Origin of the sequence: Saccharothrix algeriensis, from assembly GCF_016907655.1 — a bacterium.
GTDB lineage: Bacteria > Actinomycetota > Actinomycetes > Mycobacteriales > Pseudonocardiaceae > Actinosynnema > Actinosynnema algeriense.
The window spans coordinates 4,721,118-4,742,814 of the sequence record NZ_JAFBCL010000001.1; the positions used below are offsets into that span (position 1 = coordinate 4,721,118).

The following is a 21,697-nucleotide window of genomic DNA, read 5'->3' on the forward strand; positions in this document are numbered from 1 at the left end:
GGGAGCGCAAGCGAAAAGCGTGCTTGCGCTCCCCGGACAAGCGTGGTCGCCCTGCGGGCAGGCCATACGGGGATGACACGACGCGGCGGCGGGTGTGCGCGTGGCGCGCTGCCCGGATAGCGGTGGCGCTGCCCGGATAGCGGTGGCGCGGTCCCGATAGCGCTGCCCGGGTCCCGTGTGAGGGAGCGGCCCGGGTGCGGGCGGGGTCGGTGTGGTGCGGTCGGGTGGTAGTGGTGCGGTGTGGCGCATCGCTCTGCGGGCGGTGGCCGGGATCGTCGGCGTCGCGTGGGAGGGTGGGTCGGGGGCTGCTCCGGACGACGGTGGGAGGCGGGCGTGGGGTCGCGGGTGCCTGCTCGGCGGGTGGTCGGGCTGGCGGTGCCGGCGCTGGGCGTGTTGGCCGCCGAGCCGTTGTACGTCCTGGTCGACACCGCCGTCGTAGGGCACCTGGGCGCGCTGCCGCTGGCCGGGCTCGCGCTGGGCGGGGTGCTGTTCACCCAGGTCGCCACGCAGCTGACCTTCCTCTCCTACGGCACCACGGCGCGTGCCGCGCGGTTGTTCGGCGCGGGGCGCCGGGGCGACGCCGTCCAGGAGGGCGTCCAGGCGACCTGGCTGGCCCTCGCCGTCGGGGTGCTGGTGATCGGCCTGGGGCAGTTGCTGGCCGCGCCCGCCGCCCGCGTCCTGGTCGGCGGGGAGGTGGCCGCCGAAGCCGTCTCCTGGTTGCGCATCGCGCTGTTCGGCGCCCCGTTCGTGCTGGTCACCATGGCGGGCAACGGCTGGATGCGCGGCGTGGAGGACACGGTCCGCCCGTTGCGCTACGTGTTGCTGGGCAACGGTTTGTCGGCGGTGCTGTGCCCGGTGCTGGTGCACGTCGCCGGGTGGGGGCTGGAGGGCAGCGCCGTCGCCAACGTGGTGGCGCAGGTGGTGTCGGCGGGCCTGTTCTTCCGGGCGCTGGCGGTCGAGGGGGTGCCGCTCAAGCCCCGGCCCGTGCTGATGCGGGCGCAGCTCGGGCTGGGCCGCGACCTGGTGCTGCGGAGCCTGGCGTTCCAGGCGTGCTTCATCTCCGCCGCCTCGGTGGCCGCCCGGACGTCGGTCGCGGCCGTGGGCGCGCACCAGGTCGTGCTGCAGCTGTGGACGTTCCTGGCGCTGGTGCTGGACTCGCTGGCCATCGCCGCGCAGGCCATCGTCGGGCAGGCGCTGGGCGCGCACCGGCAGGAGGAGGCCAAGCGGTTCGCCTGGCAGATCACCGGTTACGGGCTGGTGTTCGGCGTGGTGCTCGGGGTGCTGTTCGCGGCGCTGTCCGGGGTGATCCCGCCGCTGTTCACCGGTGACCCGCAGGTGCTGGGCGAGGTGCCGCACGCGTGGTGGTTCTTCGTGCTGCTGCAGCCGGTGGCCGGTGTGGTGTTCGCGCTGGACGGGGTGCTGCTCGGCGCGGGGGACGCGAGGTTCCTGCGCACCGCGACGCTCGCGGCGGCGGCCCTGGGGTTCCTGCCGCTGGTGTGGGCGTCGCTGTCGTTCGGGTGGGGGCTGGTCGGGATCTGGTCGGGGCTCTCGGCGTTCATGGTGCTGCGGCTGCTGACCCTGCTGGCGCGGACGCGTTCGGGCAGGTGGGCGCGGGTGGGCGCGGTGTGGTGAGGCGCACGTGGCGAAATTGTTATCACTAGGCAAGTGTTTTCGATGGAGGGGCAGAGCCGCCGTCCGGACACCGAGGGAGCCGTCACTTGCCGGTCGATCGCGCCACCAAGCGGGCGTGGCTGATCTGGTCCACCGCCGTCGCCGTCTACGTCGCCGCGCTGTTCCACCGCACGTCGCTCGGCGTCGCGGGGCTGGCGGCGGCCGACCGCTTCGCCGTGGGGCCCGCCGCGCTGGGCGCGTTCACCGTCCTCCAGATCGGCCTGTACGCGCTGATGCAGGTCCCGACCGGCCTGCTGGTCGACCGGTTCGGGCCGCGCCGGGTGCTCGTCACCGCCGCGCTGCTGATGGGCGCCGGCCAGGTGATGTTCGCGCTGGCCCCCTCGTACCCGCTGGGGCTGGCCGCGCGGGCGGTGCTCGGCGCGGGTGACGCCATGACGTGGGTGAGCGTGCTGCGGCTGGCCGCCGCGCACTTCCCGCCGCGCCGGTTCACCGTCGTGATGTCGCTGTCGGCCGCGCTGGGCGGCGCGGGCAACCTGGTGGCCACCCTGCCGCTGACGCTGCTGCTCCAGCACACCGGGTGGACCGCGACGTTCCTCGCCGCCGGCCTCGCCACGGCCCTGTACGCGGGGGTCGTCGCGTGGCGGGTGCGCGAGGCGCCCGAGGGCGTGCCACCGCCGCCGCCCGAGTCGGTGCCGCTGCGCGCGGTCGCGCGGCGGGTGGCGGAAGCCTGGCGCGAGCCCAGCACGCGGCTCGGCTTCTGGGTGCACTTCACGTCCATGTCGACGCCCGCGCTGCTCGGCCTGCTGTGGGGTTTCCCGTACCTGGTCGAGGCGCAGGGCCTGAGCCGGCCCGAGGCGTCGTCGGTGCTGAGCCTGCTGGTGGTCGTCGCGATCGTGGCCGGGCCGGTCATCGGCGCGGTGATGGCGCGCCGGCCGGAGTGGCGCATGCCGATCGTCGGCTGCTACCTCGCCGCCGCCCTGGTGTGCTGGGCGGTGCTGCTGGGGTGGCCGGGCGGTGTGCTGCCGCCGGCCGTCCTGTCCGCGGTGTTCGGGGTGCTCGCGGTGGGCGGCCCGGCGTCGGGCGTGGCGTTCGCGCTGGTGCGCGACTACAACCCGCTGCACCGGGTGAGCACGGCCACGGGGGTGGCGAACGTCGGCGGGTTCGCCGCGATCACGTTCTCGGCGTTCGCCGTGGGCGTGGTGCTGGACCTGGTGGCGGGCGCGCCGCCCGCGCAGGCTTATCGGATCGCCTTCCTGACCGTGGTCTCCGCGCTGGTGCTGGGCGTGTGGCGGACCGCCGTGTGGTGGCGGCGGGCCCGCGCCGCGGTGTTCGCCGCCCAGCGGCGCGGGGAGCGGGTCCCGGTGCAGTTGCGTCGCCGGCGCTGGGACGTCCTGGCCGAGGCTTAGGATGTCCGGTCGTGTCCGCATCATCTTCCGCTGTGCAGCCGGGTCTCGTCGTCGTCGACAAGCCGGACGGAATGACCTCACACGACGTGGTGGCGAAGGTCCGCCGCATCCTCGGCACCCGGAAGGTGGGGCACGCGGGCACGCTCGACCCGATGGCGACCGGCATCCTCGTGCTCGGCGTGGAGCGGGCGACGAAGCTGCTGGGCCACCTGGCGCTGGACAGCAAGGCGTACCTGTCCACCATCCACCTCGGCTCCGCCACCACCACCGACGACGCGGAGGGCGAGGTGCTGTCCACTTCGGACGCCTCGGCCGTGCCCGAGGAGGACATCCGGGCCGGCGTCGCGAAGCTCACCGGCCCGATCCAGCAGGTGCCCAGCGCGGTCAGCGCGGTGAAGGTCGACGGCAAGCGCGCCTACGCGCGGGTGCGCGCCGGCGAGGAGGTCGAGCTGCCCGCGCGCCCGGTGACCGTGCACCGGTTCGACGTCCTGGCGATCCGCCGCGAGGGCGCCGCGACCGAGCTGGACGTGATGGTGGAGTGCTCGTCGGGCACCTACGTGCGCGCGCTGGCCCGCGACCTGGGCGCGGACCTGGGCGTGGGCGGCCACCTGGCGGCCCTGCGCCGCACCCGCGTCGGCCCGTTCGACCTGCGGGTGGCGCGGACGCTGGCGCAGCTGGAGCAGTCGCCCGGCCTGTCGCTGGACCTGGACGAGGCGGTCGCCAAGGCTTTCCCGCGCCGCGAGATCGCGCCGCGCGAGGCCGTCGCGCTGTCCCACGGCCAGCGGCTCGCGGCGGGCGGCCTGGCCGGCACCTACGGCGTCTTCGGGCCGGACGGCCACGTGGTGGCGCTGGCCAGGGACGAGGGGCCGATCGCCAAGCCCGTGGTGGTCCTCACCCCGGCCGGGTGAGGCCCGCGGCGGGCGACCGGGCCCGGCCACGCCGGTGGCGGTTCTCACGCCGACCGCGGGGCCCTACCGTGGGCGCCATGGCGAGATGGGTGTGGCCGACCGCGGCCGGCGTTGTCACCTCGGCGACCGGGGTGGTGATCAACCTGGCCACCGACCACGCCGACAACCCCTGGACGTGGGGCGGCGTCGTGCTGCTCACCGCGGTGGGCGTGGTCGTCGGCCTCGCCGCGCAGCGCTCCGAGCGCCGCGGGCAGCCGCCCGCCCCGGCGCCGGGCGTCCACAACGTCGTGTCGGGGCACGTGGGCGGCGGCGTCGTGCAGGCCGGGACGCTGGGCTCGGTCACGTTCGACTCCGGCACGGCGGTCGACTCCAGCACGACGATCAACCAGAACGCCACCGCGCACGAGGGCGGAACGGTCCACCAGGCGGGCCGCGACATCCGCCACGACCGCGAGCGGTGAGGGTGCTCTCCCTGGCCTGACGCACCGCACCGGCCCCCGTAGGCTGCGCACCGTGCAACGGTGGCGTGGAGTGGAGCACCTGCCCGGCGGCTGGGGGCGGTGCGTCGTGACGATCGGGGTGTTCGACGGGGTGCACCGGGGGCACCAGGCGCTGATCGACCGGGCGGTGGCCTCGGCCGCGGAGAAGGGCGTCCCGTCCGTCCTGATGACCTTCGACCCGCACCCGTCCGAGGTCGTGCGGCCCGGCAGCCACCCCGCCCAGCTGACCAGCCTGCGGCAGCGCGCCGAGCTGGTCGAGCGGCTGGGGGTGGACGTGTTCTGCGTCCTGCCGTTCACCGTCGAGGTGTCGCGGATGCCCGCCGACGTGTTCGTGCACGAGGTGCTGGTCGACCGCCTGCACGCCGCCGCCGTCGTCGTGGGGCAGAACTTCACCTTCGGCAACCGGGCGGCGGGCAACGTCGACCTGCTGCGCACCCTGGGGCAGCGGTTCGGGTTCGGCACGGAGGGAGCGGATCTGGTGACCGACGACGGCGTGACCTACTCCTCGACCTACATCCGGGCGTGCATCGACGCCGGCGACGTGAAGGCCGCCGCGCACGCGCTGGGCCGCCCGCACCGGCTGGAGGGCATCGTGGTGCGCGGCGACGGCCGCGGCAAGGAGCTGGGCTTCCCCACGGCGAACCTGTCGACCGCGCGGTTCGCCGCGGTGCCCGCCGACGGCGTCTACGCCTGCTGGTTCGTCCACGGCAGCGGTCGCCGGCTGCGCGCGGCGGTGTCGGTGGGCACCAACCCGACCTTCTCCGGCCGGGAGCGCCGGGTCGAGGCGTTCGTGCTCGACGTCGACGAGGACTTCTACGGCCAGCGGGTCGCCCTGGACTTCGTGGCGCGGCTGCGGGACATGGAGCGGTTCGACACCGTCGAGGCGCTGCTGGAGCAGATGCACCGGGACGTCGCGGAAACGCGGGACGTCCTGCCGGAGGCCGGTGCGTGACGCGTTGAACCACCCGGGTGGAACACCTCTTGCGGGTGCCACTTACCTGGCAAGATGCCTGTCACGTCCAAGCCGGTCAGGGGAGAGGCGAAGGTGGAGGACCACAAGATCGTCCAGCGCAACCTCGCGCTGCAGCGCGAGTGGTACGGGGAGCCCTTGGGGGACCGGGTGCGCCGGTTGGTGGTCGCCTTCAACGTGTCGCAGGCGCAGCTCGCGGACGTGCTCGGGATCAGCGCCCCGATGCTCAGCCAGGTGATGAGCGGCCGGCGGGCCAAGATCGGCAACCCGTCGGTGCTCGCGCGGATGATCATGCTGGAGCGCAAGGTCCTCACCCCGGACGTGGCGACCGGCGCGCCGGAGGCGCTCCAGCGCGCGCTGGAGGAGGTGCGCGAGTCGAAGCCGACGGTCAGCCGCGACTCGCTGCCGGTCAACGGCGCGGACGACGAGGCCGCGGTGTTCCCGTTCCTGCGCCGCGTCGCCGACCGCCGGGAGCTGTCCCAGGCGGCGGACGTGCTGGGCGAGGACTTCCCGGCGCTGGCCGACCTGCTGCGCCGCGCCGGCGCGGTGCGCGAGCCCTGAGGCTGTTCACGGGCGTCTTCCCGCCCGAGCCGGTGGTGGCCGAGCTGGCCGAGGCGCTGCGCCCGCTGCGCGCGGCGCGCCCGGACCTGAAGTGGAGCGCGCCGCGGCGCTGGCACGTCACGCTCCGCTTCCACGGCGACCACGCGGAGCCGGCCGGGCTGCCGGCCGGCCTGCGGGGGCTGCCCGCCCCGGTGGTGCGGCTGGCGGGCTCCGGCGCGTTCCCCGGGGTGCTGTGGGTCGGCGTGGTCGGGCCGCTGCGCCCGCTGGCGGTGGCCGCCGGCGCGGGCGCGGACTGGCGCCCGCACCTGACGGTCGCCCGCTCGCGCCGCCGCGACGTCCGCTGGCCGCCCGTGGAGTTCACCGGTCGCGAGTGGACCGTCGACGAGGTGGTGCTGGTGAGCAGTGGTCCGACCACCGGGTACGAGGTGCTCGACCGGGTGCCCTTGACCACGCCGAACGGCTGAGCGCGCGGACTGCTGGTAACCTCGACAGTTGGGTCTGGCTGCGGTCCGTGGCGGCCACGACCGACTACCCCCGGCGACGGGGGCCGCACGGAACACCGATCAGGTAAGAGGAGTAGCGGGAACGTGGCACTGACCACCCAGGAGAAGAAGACCATCCTCGCCGAGTACGGCGTCCACGACACGGACACCGGCTCCGCCGAGGCCCAGGTCGCGCTGCTGAGCAAGCGCATCGCGGACCTGACCGAGCACCTCAAGCAGCACAAGCACGACCACCACTCGCGTCGTGGCCTGCTGCTGCTGGTCGGCCGTCGCCGCCGGCTGCTCAACTACCTCCAGAAGGTCGACATCCAGCGCTACCGGTCGCTCATCTCGCGACTGGGCCTGCGCAGGTGACAGCCGCCGAGGGGGAGCGGCCGACCGGTCGCTCCCCCTCGGCGCAGCACAGCACGACACGAAAACAGCGATGAAGACGAGGGACGCGCGCACGCGCGCGGCGCACCGGTGACGACAGCCCGCCGGTCCTCGGTAGTGGCCCCCTGGTCGGGACGAACCCCAGGGGACTTCGATCGAAGACCGGCCTCGTCCGTGCCGCGAACCGCGCTCGCACCGGCGCGTCCCGTGTGACGAGGAGTACTGGAACACATGACGGACATCGAGGTCCACGAGACTTCTGCCGTGATCGACAACGGCCGGTTCGGCACTCGCACGATCCGGTTCGAGACGGGCCGGCTGGCCCGTCAGGCGGCCGGTTCGGTCGTCGCCTACCTGGACGACGAGACGATGCTGCTGTCGGCGACGACGGCGTCCAAGCACCCGAAGGAGCACTTCGACTTCTTCCCCCTCACGGTGGACGTCGAGGAGCGCATGTACGCGGCGGGCCGGATCCCCGGCTCGTTCTTCCGCCGCGAGGGCCGCCCGTCGACCGACGCGATCCTGACCTGCCGCCTGATCGACCGCCCGCTGCGCCCGTCCTTCGTGGACGGCCTGCGCAACGAGATCCAGGTCGTCATCACGGTGATGAGCCTGAACCCGGCCGACCTGTACGACGTGGTGGCGATCAACGCCGCGTCCGCGTCCACGCAGCTGGCCGGCCTGCCGTTCTCCGGCCCCATCGGCGGCGTCCGGGTGGCGCTGGTCGAGGGCCAGTGGGTCGCCTTCCCGACCCACGAGCAGCTGGAGAAGGCCGTCTTCGACATGGTCGTCGCGGGCCGCGTGGTGGGCGACGACGTCGCCATCATGATGGTCGAGGCCGAGGCCACCGAGCGGGTCGTCGACCTGGTCGCCGAGGGCGCGCAGGCCCCGACCGAGGAGGTCGTGGCGGCCGGCCTGGAGGCCGCGAAGCCGTTCATCAAGGCGCTGTGCGACGCGCAGGCCGAGCTGGCCGCGCGCGCCGCCAAGGCGACCGGCGAGTTCCCGACCTACCCGGCCTACCAGGACGACGCGTTCGCGGCCGTCGAGGAGGCCGGCGCGACCGACCTGGCGCAGGCGCTGACCATCGCCGGCAAGCAGGAGCGCGAGGCCCGCATCGACGAGGTCAAGGCGTCGGTGCTGGACGGCCTGGCCGAGCGGTTCGAGGGCCGGGAGAAGGAGGTCGGCGCGGCGTTCCGCTCGCTGACCAAGAAGCTGGTGCGGCAGCGCATCCTGCGCGACAAGGTCCGCATCGACGGCCGCGGCCTGACCGAGATCCGGTCGCTGTCCGCCGAGGTCGAGCTGATCCCGCGGGCGCACGGCTCGGCGCTGTTCGAGCGCGGCGAGACCCAGATCCTGGGCGTCACCACGCTGAACATGCTGCGCATGGAGCAGCAGATCGACTCGCTGTCGCCGGAGACGCACAAGCGCTACCTGCACCACTACAACTTCCCGCCGTTCTCCACCGGCGAGACCGGCCGCGTGGGCTCGCCCAAGCGGCGCGAGATCGGCCACGGCGCGCTGGCCGAGCGGGCGCTGGTGCCCGTGCTGCCCAAGCGCGACGAGTTCCCCTACGCGATCCGCCAGGTCTCCGAGGCGCTGGGCTCCAACGGCTCCACCTCGATGGGCTCGGTCTGCGCGTCCACCATGTCGCTGCTCAACGCCGGCGTGCCGCTCAAGGCCCCGGTCTCGGGCATCGCGATGGGCCTGGTGTCCGACGAGGTCGACGGCAAGACCGAGTACGTCGCGCTGACCGACATCCTCGGCGCCGAGGACGCGTTCGGCGACATGGACTTCAAGGTCGCCGGCACCAAGGAGTTCGTGACGGCGCTCCAGCTGGACACGAAGCTCGACGGCATCCCGTCCGAGGTGCTGGGCGCGGCGCTGGGCCAGGCCCGCGACGCCCGCCTGACCATCCTGGAGGTGATGGCCGAGGCCATCGACCGCCCGGACGAGATGAGCCCGTTCGCGCCGCGCGTGACCTCGGTGAAGATCCCGACCGACAAGATCGGCGAGGTGATCGGGCCGAAGGGCAAGATGATCAACTCGATCACCGAGCAGACCGGCGCCGACATCTCCATCGAGGACGACGGCACGATCTACGTCGGCGCGGCGGACGGCCCGTCGGCCGAGGCGGCGATCGGCCTGATCAACGCCATCGCCAACCCGCAGCTGCCGAAGGTGGGCGAGCGGTTCCTGGGCACCGTGGTGAAGACCGCGGCGTTCGGCGCGTTCGTCTCGCTGCTGCCCGGCAAGGACGGCCTGATCCACATCTCCAAGCTGGGCAACGGCAAGCGCATCGCCAAGGTGGAGGACGTCGTCAAGGTCGGCGACAAGCTCCGCGTGGAGATCGCGGACATCGACCAGCGCGGCAAGATCAGCCTGGTCCTGGTGGACGAGGACGAGGCCGCCGCCCCGGCGCAGGACGCCGCTCCCGCGCAGGACACCGCCCCGGCCGAGTCCGCGGCGCAGTGACCACTGGCGTCAACGGGACGGCCGCGGGCGCTTCGGGCGCCCGCGGCCGTCCGCTCCGCCCCGGTCTCGGCCACCTCCAGCGGCCCGGCAGCACGCGGGTGCTGGAGCGCGGCGCGACCGGGGTGGACGTGCGCCGCAGCGTGCTGCCGTCGGGCCTGCGGGTCATCACCGAGCGGATCCCCGGCGTGCGGTCGGCCTCGGTCGGGCTGTGGGTCCAGGTCGGCTCGCGCGACGAGCGCGCCGACGTGGCCGGCGCGGCGCACTACCTGGAGCACCTGCTGTTCAAGGGCACCGCGACCCGGTCGGCGGCGGCGATCGCCGAGGAGATCGACGCGGTGGGCGGCGAGCTGAACGCGTTCACCGCCAAGGAGCACACCTGCTACTACGCGCACGTCCTGGACGAGGACCTGCCGCTGGCGCTGGACCTGGTGTGCGACGTGGTGTTCGAGGCGCTGTGCGAGCCGCGCGACTTCGAGACCGAGCGCGGCGTGGTGCTGGAAGAGATCGCCATGCGCGACGACGACCCGGAAGACCTGCTGCACGACGCCTTCCTGGACGCGCTGCTGGGCGACCACCCGCTGGGGCGCGCGGTGCTGGGCACCGAGCAGTCCATCCAGGACATGGACCGCACCGCGCTGTACGGGTTCTACAAGCGCCGCTACACGCCGCCCCGGATGGTGCTGGCGGTGGCGGGCAACGTCGAGCACGGCCACGTGATGCGGTTGGTGCGCAAGCAGGTCGGCGCCCGCCTGAGCCGCGCCGGCACGCCCGTCGCGCCGCGCGCGGGCCGCGCCCGCATCCCCGGCGCGCGCAAGCTGGTGCTGCACAGCGACGACACCGAGCAGGCGCACCTGATGCTGGGCGTGCGCGCGCTGGACCGGCACGACGAGCGCCGGTTCGCGCTCAACGTGCTCAACGCCGCGCTGGGCGGCGGCATGAGCTCCCGGCTGTTCCAGGAGGTCCGCGAGCGGCGGGGCCTGGCCTACCAGGTGTACTCGTCGGTGGGCCTGTACGCGGACGCCGGCACGTGGTCGGTCTACGCGGGCTGCCAGCCCGACCGCCTCGGCGACGTGGCGGGCGTGGTGCGCGAGGTGCTCTCGGTCGTGGCGGCGGGCGGTCTGGACGACGCCGAGGTGGCGCGCGGCAAGGGCCAGCTGCGCGGCGGGCTCGTGCTCGGGCTGGAGGACACCAGCTCGCGCATGTCGCGGATCGGCAAGGGCGAGCTGAACTACGGCGACTACCTGTCGGTGGAGCAGACCCTCGCGCGCATCGACGAGGTCACCGCGGAGGACGTCGCCGCGCTGGCCCGCGAGTTGCTGCGCCGCCCCGTCGCCGCCGCCGTGGTCGGCCCCTACGCTCACGCCGACGACTTGCCGTCCCAGGTGCACGAGGTGATCTCTTGACTCAGCGTTCTTCCGGCCCTTCCGCGCAGCGGTCCTCCGACCAGGGGAAGAACCCCGTCCGGGTGGGTGTGATCGGCGCGCGCGGGCGCATGGGCGCGGAGGTCGTCCGCGCCGTGGAGGCGGCCGACGACCTGGCGGTCGTGGCCGCGGTGGACGCGGGCGACCCGCTGTCCGCCCTGACCGACGCGGGCGCGCAGGTGGTGGTCGACTTCACCAACCCCGAGGTCGTGATGGACAACCTCCGGTTCTGCGTGGACAACGACCTGCACGCGGTGGTCGGCACCTCCGGGTTCGACGCGGAGCGGCTCTCCGCGGTCGAGGGGTGGCTGGCGGCCAAGCCCTCGCTGGGCGTGCTGGTGGCCCCGAACTTCGCGATCGGCGCGGTGCTGTCGATGCGGTTCGCGGAGCTGGCCGCCCGCTACTACGACTCGGCCGAGGTCGTCGAGCTGCACCACCCGCGCAAGCTGGACGCGCCGTCCGGCACGGCGGCGCACACGGCCCGGCTGATCTCGCGGGCGCGGGAGGCGGCCGGCCTGCCGGCGATGCCCGACGCGACCGCCCAGGAGGCGCCGGGGGCGCGCGGCGCGCTGGTGGGCGACGTCCGGGTGCACTCGCTGCGGATCGCGGGCCTCATCGCGCACCAGGAGGTGGTGTTCGGCACGGAGGGCGAGACGCTGACCCTGCGGCACGACTCCCTGGACCGCACGTCGTTCATGCCGGGCGTGCTGCTGGCCGTGCGGTCGGTGGCCGCGCACCCCGGCCTGTCGGTGGGGCTCGACGAGTACATGGACCTGTGAAGACCCGCACCACCGCGTTCCTGGTCACCGCGGCGCTCGCGGTGTACTTCGTGCTGCTCGGCGGGCGCGCGGTGGCGCTGCTCGGCACCGGTGACCCGGTGGGCGTGGGGCTGGGCGTCGGCGTGCTGGTGCTGCCGCTGATCGGGGCGTGGATCGCGTGGACGAACCTGCGGTTCGGGTTCGTCACCGAGGCGATGGCGCGGCGGCTGCACGACGAGGGGCGGCTGCTCGACACGTCCGGGCTGCCGCGCCGGCCGTCGGGGCGGGTGGACCGGGCGGCGGCGGACGCCTGGTTCGAGGAGCGCCGGGCCGAGGTGGAGGCCGAGCCGGAGGACTGGCGGCGCTGGTTCCTGCTGGCGCAGGCGTACGACCTGGCGGGCGACCGCGGCCGGGCCCGCGAGGTCATGCGCAGGGCGATCGACCTATTCCAAGTGCCGAAGAATCATTCGTGAGGCAACTGGGTGAGATGCAGTTCATCCGGTCTTAACGCCTTTTTGCCTTGGTTTGTTTGGTGGCACGTCGATACCGTGGAGCCGTGCGCACCAACTGCGAGAACCTGCGGCTCACCATCGCCTGTCTGGTCATCGTCACCGCGATCGGGGCAGCGCTCACCTTGACGTAGGGCACAACCGGTCACCCGACCAGGTGCATTCGGGTGCTGCCGCTGCGCCGTTCGGGTATCCGCCTGGGCATGGAGCGATCAGCGGTGGACCTCTTGTACGACTGCGACCTGCTCGACCGGTACGGCGAGCGCATCGGCCCGGTCGCGGAACTGTGGCTCGACAACGGCCGGCCGCTCTGGGCGGCCGTGCGCACCGACGACGCCACGACCCTCGTGCCCATCCGGGGCGCGCAGGTCCGCGAGCACCACCGGCTCGTCGTGCCGGTCGCCCGGCAGGAGATCGAGGGCGCTCCGCGGGTGAGCGCGGAACTGTCCGATGTGGAGCACGCGGAGCTGCACGACCACTACGGGCTCAGCGTCCCACCGCAGCGCCTCGTGCGGCACGAGCGGCGCTAGCGGCACTGCGGTCGATCGCACTGCGGTCGGCGGCACTGCGATCCGGGGAGGCACTGCGGCCGTCGGCACTGCGGTCGGTGGCGCTCAGTGCAGCAGCCAGCCCGCCACCAGGCCCGGCGACGCGGCGAGCACGCTGAAGCGGGCGAACCGCCCGACCACCCCGGTCGTGACGAACAACCACGACGACATGCCCGCGAGCCCGGCCAGCACCGTGGTGAACATGAACGGCGGCAGGCCCACCACGGAGCTGACCGCGTGCGTGCCGAACATCCAGTGCGGGTGCCGGTGGCAGCGCAGCCGCACCCGTTCCAGCCGCGCCTTCCACCGCGATCGCCGCGGTGTGAGCCGCTGCCCCGGCTTCTCCGCGCGGCGCAGGAAGGCGGGCAGCCGCCAGTCGCCGCGCGCGGCCAGGAAGTAGAACATCTTGCCCAGCACCTGGCCCACCGCGACGGCGAGGCCGATCCACCACCACGAGATGTGCGGTTGCTGCGTCACGAGGCCGATGACGAAGACCTCGATGCTGATCAAGGGGATGATCGCCGACCCGAACGCCACGCCGAACGTCAGGCCGAGCCACCCCAGCAGTGCCCACACCCGTCCGAGGCTAGCAACGGCTCAGGGCGTCAGCAGTAGGGACAACCCCCCGGAAACCCGGATCTCGCGCAGCGGTCGCCCCGCCGCGTCCAGGGTCCGGGCGGTGCCGTCGCCGGCCCAGCCGGCCTTGGCGTAGAAGCCGGCGGAAGCCTTGTCCGCCTCGGGGATCCACGCGATGCCGCGGGTGCTCCCGCGGTCGCGCAGCGCCTGCGCGGCGGTCGCGAGCAGCCGCCCGCCGTGGCCCCGCCGGCCCCACCGGGGCTCGACCAGGACGCTGAACAGCGCGGTGGTCGCGGCGTCGGCGGGCAGCGTGCCGTCGGCGCGGGCCACCTCGTCGCGCGGCGCCTCCCCGGCGACGCAGAACCCCACCGGGAACCGCCCTTCGGCGGCCACGAGCACCCGCCCGCCCGCCACGGCCTCGGCCCACGCCTGCGTGGTGTCGCCGAGGCCGGCGAGCACTTCCTCCGGCACCAGGTGCCGGTAGGCGGTGCGCCAGGTGTCCCGGTGGATGCGGGCGATCTCGGGCACGTCTTCCGGGAGCGCGGCGCGCACGGTGGCATCGGCCATGCGGGCACCCTAGTGGCCGAAACTCGCGTGATCGGGACGGGTGCCCCGTGAAAGCGTGCCGAACATGCGTTGGGCTGCGTTGGGTGTCGTGTACGTGGTGTGGGGTTCTACTTACGTAGCAATAAAATTCACCATCGAGACCATGCCGCCCCTGCTGTCGGCGGGTATGCGGTTCGTGACCGCGGGTCTGGTCCTGGCGCTGCTCCTGCGCGGTCGGGTGCGGTTGACGCGACCGCAGTTGCGCACCGCCGTCCTGCTCGGCTTGTTGCTGCCCGCGTGCGGCAACGGCCTGGTGGTGGTGGCCGAGCAGTCCGTGCCCTCGGCCCTGGCGGCGCTGCTGGTCGCTTCGGTGCCGCTGTACGTCGTGGTGTTCCGGCGCGTGGGTGGCGAACGGCCGTCTTACGTGACGTACGCGGGCGTCGTGCTCGGTCTCGCCGGGTTGGCCGTGCTGCTGCTGCACGACGTGGGCGGCTCGGCGTGGTGGGGGCCGTGGCTGGTGCTGCTGGCGGCGTTCGGGTGGTCGCTGGGGACGTACCTGAACGGCCGCCTGCCGTCCGGGGACGCGTTCGCGATGTCGGCGGTGGAGATGCTCGTCGGCGGGGTGGTGCTGACCGCGGGCGCGGTGGTCGCGGGGGAGCGGCCGGTGCTGTCGGAGGTGTCGGCGCAGTCGTGGTGGGCGTGGGGCTACCTGGTGGTGTTCGGGTCGTTGCTGGCGTTCAGCGCCTACGTGTACGTGCTGGACAAGCTGCCGGTGTCGACCGTGTCGACCTACGCGTACGTGAACCCGGTGATCGCCGTGCTGCTCGGGGTGTGGCTGGCCGGTGAGCGGTTCGGGCCGGTCCAGCTGGCCGGCGGCCTGCTGGTGGTGCTGGCCGTGCTGCTGGTGGTCCGGGCGGAGCGGAATTGTCGTACCTGAGTGGGAGCATCCGACCGTGCAGAAGATGAGCGCAGACGTCGCCCGCCGGATCGCGCTGGGGGCGCAGGGCTTCGCCGACCCGCGGCCGGCCGCCCCGCCCACCAGGCGGCACCTCGGCCGGGTGCTCTCGCGCGTCCGGCTGCTCCAGCTCGACTCGGTGAACGTCGCCGTCCGGGCGCACTACATGCCGGTCTTCAGCCGCCTCGGCGCGTACGCGCCCTCGCTGGTGGACGAGGCGGCCTGGTCGCACACCGCCCGCAGGCCCCGGCTGCTGGTCGAGTACTGGGCCCACGAGGCGAGCCTGGTGCCGGTGGAGGACTGGCCGCTGTTCCACTCCGGGGCGAAGAAGCCGGGCTGGTGGCGGAACTACACCTCGACCGCCGAGCGCGAGCCGCGGCTGGTGGCCGAGATCCTGGCGGTGGTCGCGGAGAAGGGGCCGATCGGCGCGGGGGCGATCGAGCGGGAGCTGGCGGGGGGCGGCCCGCGGTCGAAGGACCACTGGGGCTGGAACTGGTCGGAGGTCAAGAAGATCTGCGAGTACCTGTTCGGCGCGGGCGCGCTGACGACGGGCACGCGGCGGGGTTTCGAGCGCCTCTACGACCTCACCGAGCGGGTGCTGCCGCCGGAGGTGCTGGCGCGCCGGGTGCCCGCCGAGGAGGGCGCGCGCGAGCTGGTGTCCCGCGCCGCGGCGGCGCTGGGCGTGGCGACCGAACCGGACCTGCGCGACTACTACCGCCTGGCGCCGGCGCGCAGCAGGCAGGCGGTCCGCGAGCTGGTGGAGTCCGGTGTCCTGGAGCCGGTCGAGGTCGCCGGCTGGTCCGCGCCCGCGTACCGGCACGCGCAGGCCCGCGTGCCCAGGGCCGTCACCGGCCGGGCCCTGCTGTGCCCGTTCGACCCGCTGATCTGGGAGCGGGCCCGCACGGAGCGGATCTTCGGCTTCCACTACCGCATCGAGATCTACGTGCCGCAGGCCAAGCGGGTGCACGGCTACTACGTCTTCCCGTTCCTGCTCGACGGCCGACTGGTGGGCCGGGTGGACCTGAAGGCCGACCGCGCGGCGGGCGTGCTGCGCGTGCAGTCGGCGCACTCGGAGCCGGGCGCGGACCACGGGCGGGTGGCGGTCGAGCTGGCCGCCGAGCTGCGGCACATGGCGGACTGGCTGGAGCTGGCGGAGGTCCGGGTGGCGCCGCGCGGTGACCTCGCGCCGGCGTTGAAGGCGGTGGTGCGTTAGGCGGGCGGTGTTTTTAGCGGGCGGTGCTTCAGGCGGGTCGTGCTTCAGGCGGCGGTCTGCTTCAGGCGGGTCGTGCGTGAGGCGGGTGCGCGGGCCGGTGGGCGGGCTTCGTGCTCGTCGGCCGGTGGGCTTCGAGCCGGTCCTCGCGCCCGTGGCGGGCGCGGGCGGGGTGGGCGCGAACGCACCGGGGCAGCGTCGGTCGCCGGGCGGGTGCGGGCCTGCGGCGCGCGCGTCGGGGGCGCACGCGCCGCAGGGGTCTGCGTGTTCCGCGGGTGGCCGGTCGGCTCGTGGGGGTGGTTGTCGGGTCTGCGCGTTCCGCCGGTGGTCGGTCGGCTTGACGAGGCGGTTGTCGGGTCTGCCCGTTTCGCCAGTGGTCGGTCGGCTCGTGGGGGCGGTTGCCGGGTCTGCCCGTTCCGCCGGTGGTCGGTCAGCTCGTGGAGGCGGTCACCAGGGCGTGACCGGTGCCTGTGCGGCCGGTGACGAACAGGGCGGGCGCGTCCGGCGGCCGGGTGTCCGACACGGCCAGTTCGCTGCGGGCCGTGCCCGAGGTGGAGGCCAGGTCGACCTCGGCCGCCACGCCGGGCCGGATGCCCACGCGCACGTCGCCGGACCCGGTGCCCAGCTGGAGGCGGCCCGAGGCGGCGTCGGCGACCGTGACGTCGCCGCTGCCGGTGCGCACCTGGACGTCGTGCTGCACCGCGCCCAGCCACACGTCGCCCGTGCCGGTGAACACCACGGTGTTGCCGCCGACGGAGGACACCTCGATGTCACCGCTGCCGGTCTTCGCCCGCAGCCCGCCCAGCATCGGGCCCAGCCGGACCTTGCCCGAGCCGGAGTTCACCTGGGCCGGGTCGTCCGCGCGGTCCGCGGTGACGCCACCGGTGCCGGTCTGGATGTCCAGGCGCCCGGCGGCGCCGGTCACCGTCACGTCGGCCGCGCCGGCCTTCGCGATCACGTGCGACCCGTGCGGCGCGCGCACCGTCACCCCCAGCGGCACGGCCCGCAGCGGCAGCGACCTGGACGACTGGACCCGCAGCCGCTGCCCGCTCAGCTCGACCAGCGCGTCGCGCACCGCCTCGTCCGGCCCGACGGGCTGGCCGCGACCGGCCCCGAACTGGTCGTTCACCCAGCTCAGCAGGCCGTTGAGGCCCGCGGTCCAGGACTCGCCCGCGGCCTGCTCGTGCCTGATCTCCACGTGCACGCCGGGCTCGTCGACCAGGTGCACCCGCACCTGCCCGGCCAGCAGGGCGACGTCGACCTCGACCACGCCCTCCACCTCGAAGCTCTGCCGCCGCACGACGCCATCCGATTCCACGGTTCCCCCCTCAGCCCTGGACCCAGCCGCGCACGCGGGAGCCGGAGCCCTTGGGCGGCCGGTCCGCCGCGGGCTGCTGCCACGGTCCCTTGCGGTGCCCGCCCACCGCGCCCTGCACGGCCTGGGCGACGAACGTGTTCAGCGACAGGCCCTCGGCCGCCGCGGCCTGCTCGGCCTTGGACTTCAGCTCGTTGAGCAGGCGCAGCGTGATGCGCGTGGCGTCGCCCGCGGTCGGCCGGGGCACTTCCCGCGGCTCCGGTTCGCGGTCCTGGCCGGCGGCGGGCGAGCCGGTGACGACCACCCGGACGTCCCGGCCGTCGAGCCGGACGTCGACCACCGGGCCGTCGAGCGCCACGGTCACCTCCGCGGCCAGGTCGGACAGCGCGTTCATGAGCGCCAGCCGCGCGGCGGGCTCCAGCGCGGCGGACAGCACGGCGGCCGTGCGCCGGGTGCCGTCGTCCCCGGCGGCAGCGGCTGTCGCGAGGTCTTCGCGCAGTTGTGTGATGTACGGCGACAGGTCCATGACACCACCATGACGTCATACCTGACATCAGTCAAGCGAGACCTGACGCCGACATGGCGTCACGACGACAGCGCGGCCTCGAAGGCGTCGAAGGTGCGCTGGTCGAACAGCACGAACCGCACCAGGTCGACATCGCCGAACCCGGTGACGGCGGCCACCGCGATCGCCGCCGCCGAGTCGACCGGCCACCGGTAGACCCCGGTCGAGATCGCCGGGAACGCGACGCTGCGCGCGCCCAGCCCCGCCGCGACGAGCAGCGAGTTGCGGTGGCAGTCGGCCGGCAGCGCCGAGCGGTCCTCCTCGGCCGACCAGACCGGGCCCACGGTGTGCACGACCCACTTCGCGGGCAGCCGGCCGGCGGTCGTGGCCACCGCCCGGCCGACGCCCAGCCCCCGCCCGAGGTGGCCGGCCCGCAGCGCCCGGCACTCGGCGAGGATCTCCGGCCCGCCCTTGCGGTGGATCGCGCCGTCGACCCCGCCGCCGCCCAGGAGCGACGAGTTCGCGGCGTTCACCACGACGTCCACCCGCTGCTCGGTGATGTCGCCCAGGGCGAGTTCGATTCGCGTCATGCCGTGGATTGTGCGCTGCGGCGCGGTGCGGGCACGCTCCGCAGCGCCCGCCGTCGCACGGTGGGCCGTCCGGCGGATCGGTTAGTGTTCCGGCCATGGCAGAGACGGTGTCGCCGAAGGTGCAGTTGATCGCGAAGACGGAGTTCTTCCCCCCGGAGGATGTCCCGTGGTCCACCGACGCCGAGGGCGGCGAGGCGCTCGCCGAGTTCGCCGGCCGCGCCTGCTACCAGTCGTGGGCCAAGCCCAACCCGCGCACCGCGACCAACGAGGGCTACCTGCGCCACATCATCGAGGTCGGCCACCTGTCCGTCCTGGAGCACGGCTCGGTCAGCTTCTACCTGACCGGGATCTCGCGGTCGCTCACGCACGAGCTGATCCGCCACCGGCACTTCTCGTACTCGCAGCTGTCGCAGCGGTACGTGCCCGAGCGGGACGCCGCGGTGGTCGAGCCGGACGTCATCGCGAACGACCCCGAGCTGCACGAGAAGTTCCTCAAGGCCGCGCAGGCCGGCGTCGACGCCTACAACGAGCTGCTCGACGGGCTGGAGCGCAAGTTCTCCGACGTGCCGAGCGCCACGCTGCGCCGCAAGCAGGCCCGGCAGGCGGCCCGCTCGATCCTGCCCAACGCCACCGAGACCCGCATCGTGGTGACCGGCAACTACCGGGCGTGGCGGCACTTCATCGCCATGCGCGCCACCGAGCACGCCGACGTGGAGATCCGCGCCCTCGCCGTCGAGTGCCTGCGCCAGCTCCAGAAGGCGGCGGCCAACGCGTTCGCCGACTTCACCGTCTCCACGCTGCCCGACGGCACCGAGGTGGCGTCCAGCCCGCTGGTCACCGAGGGCTAGCGCGTGCGGAGGCTGATCGTCGACGTGCGGCCGGGGGAGTACACCGTCGCGCGGCTCCCCGCCGACGCGCCCGTCCCGGCCGGGCTGCTCGACCACGAGCTGGTGTCGGTGACCAGGACCCCGGACGAGCTGTCCGTGGTGTGCCCGAGCGAGCACGCGCCGGGGACCGGCGCCGCGCAGCCGGGCTGGCGGCTGCTGACCGTGCGCGGCCCGCTGGAGTTCACGCTCACCGGCATCATGGCGGCGCTGTCCGGTGAGCTGGCCGCGGCCGGGGTGAGCCTGTTCGCGCTGTCCACCTACGACACCGACCACCTCCTGGTGAAGTCCTCCGACCTGGGCCGGGCGGTGTCCGCGCTGCGCTCCTCCGGCCACGAGGTCCACCTGCCGGTGTGAAGCGGTCGGCCCGGGACGCCGCGGATCACAAATCCGTGAAACCGGGCGGTGTCCTCAGTGGTCTGAAGTAGCGTTCCGCCGTCCACGGGGCGAGGAGTACGACGGTGACAGGTCCAGGAGCTGTGAGCGCCCGGCCGCGGGTGATCGCGGGCAGGTACACCCTGCTCGGCGAACTCGGCCGGGGTGGCATGGGCGTGGTGTGGCGCGCGCAGGACGACGTGATCGGCCGCCAGGTCGCGATCAAGGAGCTGCACCTGCCCGACGGCATCGCGGTCGAGGAGCGCCGCGTGCTGGAGGAGCGGGTGCTGCGCGAGGCGCGCACCGCGGGCCGGCTCAACGACCCCGGCGTGGTCACCGTGTTCGACGTGGTCGCCGAGCACGGCCTGACCTACATCGTGATGGAGCTGGTGGAGGCCGCCACGCTGTCCACGATCGTGGCGCGGGGCGGCCCGCTGGCGCAGGACCGGGTGATCGCGATCGCGATCCAGGCGCTGTCCGCGCTGGACACCGCCCACCAGGCCGGCATCGTGCACCGGGACGTCAAGCCCGGCAACCTGATGGTGCAGCCCAACGGCCGGGTGAAGCTGACCGACTTCGGCATCGCCCAGGCGGTGGACGACCCGCGGCTGACCACCAGCGGCAGCCTGATCGGCTCGCCCGCGTACATGTCGCCGGAGCGCATCCACGGCCACGAGGCGTCGCCCGCCTCCGACCTGTGGGCCCTGGGCGCCACGCTCTGCTACGCGGTGGAGGGCGCCAACCCCTACGAGCGCCCGACCACCGCGTCCACCCTGCACGCGATCATGACCGAGATGCCCCGGCTGACCAGGGCGCACGGCGTGCTCGGCGCGGTGATCACCGGCCTGCTGATGCCCGACCCGAACGCCCGCCTCAGCGGCCCCCAGGCGCGCGCCATGCTGGAGCGGGCCGCCGCCCACCCCACGCCGCCGCAGGGCTTCGCCGGACCGCCGCCGACCGTGCAGTACACCCCGCCGCCCCAGCGCAGGCCGTGGGTGAAGAAGCTGGTCCTCGCCGCCGCGGCCCTGGGCGCCGTGCTGCTCTTCGCGGGCGGCGTGGCGGCCGGCCGGTGGCTGGCCTCCGTCGAGCCGCCGGCCGCGATGGAGCCGACGGTCACCTTCGGCGGCGGTGGGCGGCTGCCCGAGTTCAAGCTGGGCCAGAACCAGTGCGGGGACAACTTCCTGGCCGACTCGGTGCGGGTGGGCAGCACGGACTGCGACGACGAGCACAACATCGAGGTGTTCGCGCAGGGCGACGCCTTCGGGTCGCTGGCCACGGTCCCCTATCCGGGTGAAGAGTTCCTGCGCAACTTCGCCGAGGACTACTGCACGCTGGTGTTCTCGTCGTCGCGGGTGCCGATGGAGAACAAGACGACGGCGCTGCGCTACGCAGCGGTCGTGCCCACCAAGGCGGAGTGGAAAGAGGACTACTCGGCGTCCAAGGGCACGCGCGACGTCACCTGCGTGCTGTGGGACAAGGACCGGGCGCTGCTCTCGGAGCGGGTCTACGCCGAGAAGTGAACCGCGCGGGCCCGCGCCGGGAAGTAGCCTGGGCCCATGGGTGTCGCGCAGGACGAACGCAGGCTGCTGACCGGGCTGTTCGCCGAGGTGGGGCCGGACGCGCCCACGCTGTGCGACCCGTGGCGGACCAGGGACCTCGCCGCGCACCTCGTGCTGCGCGAGCGCCGGCCGGACGCGGCGGCGGGCATCCTGCTGCCGCCGCTGGCCGGCCACACGCGCGCGGTCCAGGACCGGTACGCCGCCCGGCCGTGGGGCGAGCTGGTCGCCCTGGTGCGCTCGGGGCCGCCCCGGTGGTCCCCCTACGCCCTGCTGGACGAGGCGGTCAACAGCGTCGAGTACTTCGTCCACCACGAGGACGTGCGGCGCGCCCGGGACGGCTGGGAGCCCCGCTCGCCCGACCCGAGGCGGGACGCGGTGCTGTGGCGGGGGCTGCGCGCCGCCGCCCGGCTCACCTACCGCCGCAGCCCGGTGGGCGTGGTGCTGCGCCGCCCCGACGGCGAGTCGATCACCGCGAAGGCCGGCGCGGACCCCGTGGTGCTGACCGGCCAGGTCTCGGAACTGCTGGTGCACGCCTTCGGCCGCGAGCGCGCCGAGGTGGAGTACGACGGGGGCCGGGACGCCGTCGCGGCCGTCAGAACGCTCGACCGGAGCCTGTGATCGC

Annotated in this window: 24 protein-coding genes; 19 read left to right on the top strand and 5 right to left on the bottom strand. The window is 73.9% G+C overall.

From position 1 onward, the window contains the following. Positions 1-333 precede the first annotated feature (333 nt). The 13 genes from JOE68_RS21625 (at position 334) to JOE68_RS21685 (ending at position 12,542) form a co-directional block, all read left to right on the top strand. Complete coding sequence (locus JOE68_RS21625) at positions 334-1,632, top strand: MATE family efflux transporter (RefSeq protein ID WP_307819797.1); 1,299 nt, start codon at positions 334-336, stop codon at positions 1,630-1,632. Between the two features lie 86 nt (positions 1,633-1,718). Further along, complete coding sequence (locus JOE68_RS21630) at positions 1,719-3,038, top strand: MFS transporter (RefSeq protein ID WP_204844114.1); 1,320 nt, start codon at positions 1,719-1,721, stop codon at positions 3,036-3,038. Between the two features lie 11 nt (positions 3,039-3,049). Continuing rightward, positions 3,050-3,946 carry a tRNA pseudouridine(55) synthase TruB gene (truB, locus tag JOE68_RS21635; RefSeq protein ID WP_204844115.1) on the top strand — a complete coding sequence of 299 codons (897 nt, stop codon included), beginning with the start codon at positions 3,050-3,052 and terminating at the stop codon, positions 3,944-3,946. 77 nt (positions 3,947-4,023) lie between these two features. Beyond that, entirely contained in the window at positions 4,024-4,407 is a 384-nt protein-coding gene (locus JOE68_RS21640; RefSeq protein WP_204844116.1) for a hypothetical protein, read from the top strand. Positions 4,408-4,459: 52 nt separating this feature from the next. Continuing rightward, the gene (locus tag JOE68_RS21645) at positions 4,460-5,398 is read left to right on the top strand and encodes a bifunctional riboflavin kinase/FAD synthetase (RefSeq protein WP_204844117.1); all 939 of its coding nucleotides are present in this window, start codon (positions 4,460-4,462) and stop codon (positions 5,396-5,398) included. A 93-nt stretch (positions 5,399-5,491) separates the two neighbouring features. Next, positions 5,492-5,977, top strand: a complete 486-nt coding sequence (locus JOE68_RS21650; protein ID WP_204846217.1) for a helix-turn-helix domain-containing protein — start codon at positions 5,492-5,494, stop codon at positions 5,975-5,977. Positions 5,978-5,979: 2 nt separating this feature from the next. Then, positions 5,980-6,441, top strand: a complete 462-nt coding sequence (locus tag JOE68_RS21655) for a 2'-5' RNA ligase family protein (protein ID WP_275584916.1) — start codon at positions 5,980-5,982, stop codon at positions 6,439-6,441. Between the two features lie 123 nt (positions 6,442-6,564). Beyond that, a complete protein-coding gene (gene rpsO, locus JOE68_RS21660) occupies positions 6,565-6,834 on the top strand; it encodes a 30S ribosomal protein S15 (RefSeq protein WP_121008423.1) in 270 nt (89 codons plus the stop codon). A gap of 249 nt (positions 6,835-7,083) precedes the next feature. Continuing rightward, positions 7,084-9,324 (top strand): polyribonucleotide nucleotidyltransferase, encoded by a 2,241-nt coding sequence (locus JOE68_RS21665; protein WP_204844118.1) that lies wholly within the window; start codon positions 7,084-7,086, stop codon positions 9,322-9,324. 98 nt (positions 9,325-9,422) lie between these two features. After that, positions 9,423-10,727, top strand: a complete 1,305-nt coding sequence (locus JOE68_RS21670; protein ID WP_204846219.1) for a M16 family metallopeptidase — start codon at positions 9,423-9,425, stop codon at positions 10,725-10,727. Further along, positions 10,724-11,524, top strand: coding sequence for a 4-hydroxy-tetrahydrodipicolinate reductase (dapB, locus tag JOE68_RS21675; protein WP_204844119.1), 801 nt, complete (start codon positions 10,724-10,726; stop codon positions 11,522-11,524). The genes JOE68_RS21670 and dapB overlap by 4 nt, the downstream gene beginning before the upstream one ends. Then, complete coding sequence (locus JOE68_RS21680) at positions 11,521-11,976, top strand: hypothetical protein (protein WP_204844120.1); 456 nt, start codon at positions 11,521-11,523, stop codon at positions 11,974-11,976. Before dapB ends, JOE68_RS21680 begins: the two co-directional genes overlap by 4 nt. Positions 11,977-12,215: 239 nt before the next feature. Further along, positions 12,216-12,542 (top strand): PRC-barrel domain-containing protein, encoded by a 327-nt coding sequence (locus tag JOE68_RS21685; RefSeq protein ID WP_204844121.1) that lies wholly within the window; start codon positions 12,216-12,218, stop codon positions 12,540-12,542. An 84-nt stretch (positions 12,543-12,626) separates the two neighbouring features. Here JOE68_RS21685 and JOE68_RS21690 read toward each other — a convergent pair whose 3' ends face one another. Together JOE68_RS21690 and JOE68_RS21695 are read right to left on the bottom strand one after the other, a co-directional pair. Then, positions 12,627-13,127, bottom strand: a complete 501-nt coding sequence (locus tag JOE68_RS21690; protein WP_204846220.1) for a YqaA family protein — start codon at positions 13,125-13,127, stop codon at positions 12,627-12,629. A 30-nt stretch (positions 13,128-13,157) separates the two neighbouring features. After that, positions 13,158-13,703, bottom strand: a complete 546-nt coding sequence (locus JOE68_RS21695; RefSeq protein WP_204844122.1) for a GNAT family N-acetyltransferase — start codon at positions 13,701-13,703, stop codon at positions 13,158-13,160. A gap of 64 nt (positions 13,704-13,767) precedes the next feature. Here JOE68_RS21695 and JOE68_RS21700 point away from each other — a divergent pair, with 64 nt between their 5' ends. After that, the gene (locus JOE68_RS21700) at positions 13,768-14,619 is read left to right on the top strand and encodes an EamA family transporter (protein ID WP_204844123.1); all 852 of its coding nucleotides are present in this window, start codon (positions 13,768-13,770) and stop codon (positions 14,617-14,619) included. 25 nt (positions 14,620-14,644) lie between these two features. Beyond that, the gene (locus tag JOE68_RS21705; RefSeq protein WP_204844124.1) at positions 14,645-15,850 is read left to right on the top strand and encodes a winged helix-turn-helix domain-containing protein; all 1,206 of its coding nucleotides are present in this window, start codon (positions 14,645-14,647) and stop codon (positions 15,848-15,850) included. A gap of 427 nt (positions 15,851-16,277) precedes the next feature. Here the strand turns inward: JOE68_RS21705 and JOE68_RS21710 are convergent, their stop codons facing one another. From JOE68_RS21710 to JOE68_RS21720, 3 genes are read right to left on the bottom strand one after another with little or no spacing between them, the layout of a single operon-like run. Next, positions 16,278-17,165, bottom strand: a complete 888-nt coding sequence (locus JOE68_RS21710) for a DUF4097 family beta strand repeat-containing protein (protein WP_204844125.1) — start codon at positions 17,163-17,165, stop codon at positions 16,278-16,280. Between the two features lie 10 nt (positions 17,166-17,175). Continuing rightward, the gene (locus tag JOE68_RS21715; RefSeq protein ID WP_204844126.1) at positions 17,176-17,688 is read right to left on the bottom strand and encodes a toxin-antitoxin system HicB family antitoxin; all 513 of its coding nucleotides are present in this window, start codon (positions 17,686-17,688) and stop codon (positions 17,176-17,178) included. Between the two features lie 59 nt (positions 17,689-17,747). Next, positions 17,748-18,257: an O-acetyl-ADP-ribose deacetylase gene (locus tag JOE68_RS21720; protein WP_204844127.1), complete on the bottom strand. Its 510-nt coding sequence runs from the start codon at positions 18,255-18,257 to the stop codon at positions 17,748-17,750. Between the two features lie 95 nt (positions 18,258-18,352). Here JOE68_RS21720 and thyX point away from each other — a divergent pair, with 95 nt between their 5' ends. The 4 genes from thyX to JOE68_RS21740 all read left to right on the top strand — a co-directional run bounded on the left by thyX (position 18,353) and on the right by JOE68_RS21740 (position 21,693). Further along, the gene (gene thyX / locus JOE68_RS21725; RefSeq protein ID WP_204844128.1) at positions 18,353-19,105 is read left to right on the top strand and encodes an FAD-dependent thymidylate synthase; all 753 of its coding nucleotides are present in this window, start codon (positions 18,353-18,355) and stop codon (positions 19,103-19,105) included. Positions 19,106-19,108: 3 nt separating this feature from the next. Then, positions 19,109-19,498, top strand: coding sequence for an ACT domain-containing protein (locus tag JOE68_RS21730; protein WP_204844129.1), 390 nt, complete (start codon positions 19,109-19,111; stop codon positions 19,496-19,498). Positions 19,499-19,620: 122 nt separating this feature from the next. Next, positions 19,621-21,036, top strand: a complete 1,416-nt coding sequence (locus JOE68_RS21735; protein WP_307819799.1) for a serine/threonine-protein kinase — start codon at positions 19,621-19,623, stop codon at positions 21,034-21,036. Between the two features lie 36 nt (positions 21,037-21,072). Then, entirely contained in the window at positions 21,073-21,693 is a 621-nt protein-coding gene (locus JOE68_RS21740; RefSeq protein WP_204844131.1) for a TIGR03085 family metal-binding protein, read from the top strand. The last annotated feature ends 4 nt before the right edge of the window (positions 21,694-21,697 follow it).

Excerpts from the sequence above, each read along its gene's own strand:
- JOE68_RS21695 (WP_204844122.1), bottom strand. The coding sequence starts at position 13,703 with ATGGCCGATGCCACCGTGCGCGCCGCGCTCCCGGAAGACGTGCCCGAG.
- JOE68_RS21665 (WP_204844118.1), top strand. The coding sequence starts at position 7,084 with ATGACGGACATCGAGGTCCACGAGACTTCTGCCGTGATCGACAACGGC.
- JOE68_RS21720 (WP_204844127.1), bottom strand. The coding sequence starts at position 18,257 with ATGACGCGAATCGAACTCGCCCTGGGCGACATCACCGAGCAGCGGGTG.
- JOE68_RS21685 (WP_204844121.1), top strand. The coding sequence starts at position 12,216 with ATGGAGCGATCAGCGGTGGACCTCTTGTACGACTGCGACCTGCTCGAC.
- JOE68_RS21640 (WP_204844116.1), top strand. The coding sequence starts at position 4,024 with ATGGCGAGATGGGTGTGGCCGACCGCGGCCGGCGTTGTCACCTCGGCG.
- JOE68_RS21705 (WP_204844124.1), top strand. The coding sequence starts at position 14,645 with ATGAGCGCAGACGTCGCCCGCCGGATCGCGCTGGGGGCGCAGGGCTTC.
- JOE68_RS21740 (WP_204844131.1), top strand. The coding sequence starts at position 21,073 with ATGGGTGTCGCGCAGGACGAACGCAGGCTGCTGACCGGGCTGTTCGCC.
- thyX (WP_204844128.1), top strand. The coding sequence starts at position 18,353 with ATGGCAGAGACGGTGTCGCCGAAGGTGCAGTTGATCGCGAAGACGGAG.
- JOE68_RS21700 (WP_204844123.1), top strand. The coding sequence starts at position 13,768 with ATGCGTTGGGCTGCGTTGGGTGTCGTGTACGTGGTGTGGGGTTCTACT.
- JOE68_RS21715 (WP_204844126.1), bottom strand. The coding sequence starts at position 17,688 with ATGGACCTGTCGCCGTACATCACACAACTGCGCGAAGACCTCGCGACA.